Here is a 4,209-nt window from a genome sequence, read left to right on the forward strand (position 1 = left end):
TTCCCTTCGCTGAGGACGGCACGGTGCATTACTCTCAGGTAGGTGATTATTTGAAGAAGGTAACGGAGATATTCCAATCGGAAGGAGTCGCCGGCACGGCGTACGGTCATGCGGGCAACGGGAATCTTCATATCCGTCCGATGCTCGATTTAAGAGACAAGGCTGACGTTGATAAGATGACGGTCATAGCGGAGCGTTGTCATGAAGTGGTGAGGGAGATGAACGGAACGATGACCGGTGAGCATGCCGACGGACTCGCCCGCACGCCGTATATGAGAGATTTCTTCCCTGAATTGTATCCTCTCTTCGAGAAGATAAAGAGTCTCTTCGACCCCGATAACATCATGAATCCGGGTAAGATAGTTTCCGACTCCCCGCAGAGTGTTTCTGAAAACCTAAGGTACGGCGCGGGATACACGGTGACCGAAACAGGCACGTTTCTCAATGAGGAGAGATGGAACTCGACCGCGGAGCTCTGCCACGGATGCGGAACCTGTATTCAATACTGCCCGGTTTCGGTGGCAACTAATGATGAATCGTCCACCGCCCGGGCGAAGGCGAACCTGTTTCGGGGTGTGCTTTCAGGGAAGTTATCCGCTGAGTCGCTGTTAACCCCTGAATTCAATTCGGTAATTGACGAGTGCGTAAATTGTAAGCTGTGCCTTGTGGAGTGCCCGACCGAAGTAAACATACCCGGTCTGGCGCAGGAGGCGCGGGCGTATTACGTCTCCCAGAAAGGGTCGACGCTGGGGGGACGGATGCTCGGGGCGACGAAACAGCTGTCGGAACTCTCAGCCTATTTGAGTCCGCTCTCGAATATCTTTCTTAATTCAAGAATATTCAGAAAACCTCTGACGAAGCTGGCGGGGATCCATCCGGAACGAAAGATTCAAAAATTCAGACGCGGCTCTATTCAGAGTAATACGTTTCCTTATATACTAAAAGGCGAAAGAGATGAAGTAGTGTATTTCGCAGGATGTCACGCGCATTATTCAGACCCCAGGGGAGAGCTCAAGTCGACCGTAAGGCTGCTGGAAAAGCTCGGGGTGAAAGCCAGGATGCCCGATTGGCGCTGCTGCGGAGCCGCACGTTTGTCGCTCGGTCTTAGAGAAGCGGCAGTGGAGGATGCAAAACAAAACGTGGAATTGTTACTCCCTTATGTCAGAAGAGGGATGAAGATTATCACATCTTCCGGTTCGTGCGGGTTCGCCATGAAATTCGAGCTGCCCGAACTGGTAAGGAGCAAAGAAGCCGAGGAAGTCGCTTCGGCGGTTGTGGATTTATACGAGTACCTCGGGGAGCTCGACGCTTTGGACGCTTTTGACGGTGAATGGAGTCCCATCAATAAAAAAGTCGTGTATCATCAACCGTGTCAGCACAGGGCGCAGAATACCGGTTATGATATCTCACAGCTCCTCGGAAAAATCCCGGAGATGGAATTGATTCAGGTTGAAAAAGCCTGCTGCGGTATTGCGGGTACGTTCGGATATAAGGTCGAAAACTTCGATCTCTCGATGAAAATGGGCGAGCCTTTGTTCAGAGAGATACGGAAGAGTTCGGCTGATTATGTGTTAACGGGCACCGGCACCTGTCAGCTGCAAATCTCGCAGGGCACCGACCTGCCCTCGATTCATCCCGTGACAATACTGAACAGGTCTTTTTCTCCAAAGTTGAAAACATAGGGACTAAATCCGGTTGCTGTCATTCTGAGGAGTCCGGCTGAGCCGGGCGACGAAGAATCTCAAAGTTTTGAATTCCGAGATTCTTCGCTTCGCTCAGAATGACACTCTAAGTGCGGTCATCCTACAGCTGCGGGATAACCCACGACAATATGTTTCCTATCGAAACCCAACCCTCAACCCCCCTTTGCACTTGACTTTATTATGATACGGGGATATATTCCGTGTTCCGATTAGACGGAAAAAGTAGATGATAGGGAATAATGCAACCTCATAACCTCACACCGGGATTTAGTCTTTTAACTTTATATTGTTCAGATATGTTCATGGGAAGGGGCATGTCCAAATGAAAGGCAACGGTTTTCCGTTTCCGGGGATATCCACGACCACAGACGGAGCCGGTGCGGTCGTGTGGGTCGATTCTCACATTACGCAGGGGGGATGCGCATATCCGATAACTTCTTCCACGACGATGGGTCAGGGATATCAGGCGGCAATCGCAAACGGAAATAAAAATCTTTGGGGAGAATCGCAGTTCTTTTTAGAGCCTGAATCGGAACATTCGTCCGCATCGGCGTGCGAAGGCGTTGCTTTAAGCGGCGGCAGAGTAACCAATTTCACCTCCGGACAGGGTCTGGTTCTGATGAAAGAGGTGCTCTTCACGATATCCGGTAAACGCCTGCCGTGTGTGTTCCACATAGGCGCACGGGCGTTGACATCTCAAGCCCTGAACGTACATGCGGGGCATGACGACGTTATCGCTGTCGCTGATACAGGATGGGGGATAGTCTTCGGGAGAAACGCGCAGGAAGCGGGCGATCTCGCGCTCATAGTCAGGCGGACTGCCGAAGCGAGTGAAACACCTTTTATGAACGTGCAGGACGGATTCCTCACGACTCACACTATAGAGAATGTTTTACTCAACGAGCCCGTGATGATGAAAGAATACATCGGCAATCCGAAGGAAAAACTAAATAACTATATGAATCCGTATGAGCCGATGATGAGCGGGGTTGTTCAGAATCAGGACTCATATATGAAGGGCAAGATCTCGCAAAGGCATTTCTACGATAAAGTTCCGGGAATCCTGAAAGACTCAATGGACGAGTTCTACAGACTTACCGGACGAAAATATGATTTCGTCGACGGTTACGGTCTTGAAGATGCGGAAGAGGTCATCGTTGCGATGGGTTCGGTGTCTGAAACTGCTAAAGTTACGATCGATTGGATGAAGAAGAATGAGGGTAAAAAAGCCGGGATATTAAATATCACGTCGTACAGGCCGTTTCCGGGAGCTGAAATAGTCGAAGCGTTAAAAAACGCCAAAAGGGTTGCAGTACTCGAAAGGCTCGACATTCCTCTCGGTCAATCGAATCCGCTGACTACAGAGATAAAAGCTGCGTTTGCCGACGCTATGCAGGGAGCGGAAGGATACCCGAAAATTGACACAATCCCGCGTATCGTTTCAGGAACGTATGGCCTCGGAAGCAGGGACACGCGTCCCGGAGACTTGATTGCGCTCTTTGAGGCGATGAAAAACGGGAGCGTAAAAGACTACTTCACACTCGGCATCAAACATCCGTTGGCATTGGAAAGAAAGATTGATCCGGATGTCAGAGCGCCCGGCTCCTTCTCGATGCGGGGACATTCTGTCGGAGGCTACGGTTCGGTTACGACCAATAAGGTTATCGCAACGATCGTCGCTGATCTGTTCGACATGAATGTACAGGCATATCCCAAATACGGTTCGGAAAAAAAGGGACTGCCGACAACATACTATCTGACGATCTCCGATGAACCGATACTGACTCATGCCGAGTTGAACCACGTGGAATTTGTTCCGATGAACGATACGAACGCCTTTAACCTTGGAGACCCGTTGTTCGGGTTAGCTGAAGACGGCTTAGCGTTTGTTCAAACGAGTAAAAACTCCCCTGAATCCCTCTGGAAAACGATCCCTGATTGGGCTAAGAAAATCATCAGGAATAGAAACATCAGATTATTCGGATTGGATACCGTGACTATAGCAAGGGAGGTAGCCTCCAGACCTGAATTAGAGCAAAGGATGCAGGGCATAGTATTACTGGGAATCTTCCTGAGGGTAACTCCTTTTGTCGAGCGGAAAAAGCTCACAGAAGAAAAACTTATGGAAGGAGTGAAACGCTCCCTGACCAAATATTTCGGGAGTAAAGGAAAGCAAGTAGTGGAGGATAACCTGAAAGCGGTCAGGAGAGGATACAGCGACGTATTTGAAGTGCCGCGAGAGCTAATTGCAGAAGCCGAAGAGCTTGAAGCAGACAAAACTTTCGCCGAAGTATAGGAGAGGTAGAATATGGGAACAGTCAAGGATCAGATCGTAAATAAATCAGACGACGTCTTGCTCGACATTGGAACTTTTAATGATATAATAGTCGGCGCGTATAATGACGGCTCGGCGGAAGAAGGACTTCCGGCGGATGAATCGGTCGCGAGAAGTTTGATTCCCGCCGGAACCGGCGCTCTCCGCGACTTCAGCTATATTGCGCCCGAT

At 49.9% G+C, this 4,209-nt stretch carries 3 protein-coding genes; all 3 read left to right on the forward strand.

The window, feature by feature from the left end; all coding sequences use genetic code 11:
* Positions 1 to 1,682: anaerobic glycerol-3-phosphate dehydrogenase subunit C (locus IID12_09885; protein MCH8289397.1), on the forward strand; the 1,682-nt coding region annotated here is incomplete at its 5' end.
* 343 nt (positions 1,683 to 2,025) lie between these two features.
* Positions 2,026 to 3,999: a 2-oxoacid:acceptor oxidoreductase family protein gene (locus IID12_09890; GenBank protein ID MCH8289398.1), complete on the forward strand. Its 1,974-nt coding sequence runs from the start codon at positions 2,026 to 2,028 to the stop codon at positions 3,997 to 3,999.
* Between the two features lie 12 nt (positions 4,000 to 4,011).
* On the forward strand, positions 4,012 to 4,209 hold a 198-nt coding region (locus IID12_09895; GenBank protein ID MCH8289399.1), incomplete at its 3' end, for a thiamine pyrophosphate-binding protein.

It is taken from the genome of Candidatus Neomarinimicrobiota bacterium (assembly GCA_022567655.1).
Taxonomy (GTDB): domain Bacteria; phylum Fidelibacterota; class SORT01; order SORT01; family SORT01; genus JADFGO01.

What these genes read in the sequence shown, in the direction of transcription:
- IID12_09890 (MCH8289398.1), top strand. Translation starts at nt 2,026, where the DNA reads ATGAAAGGCAACGGTTTTCCGTTTCCGGGGATATCCACGACCACAGAC.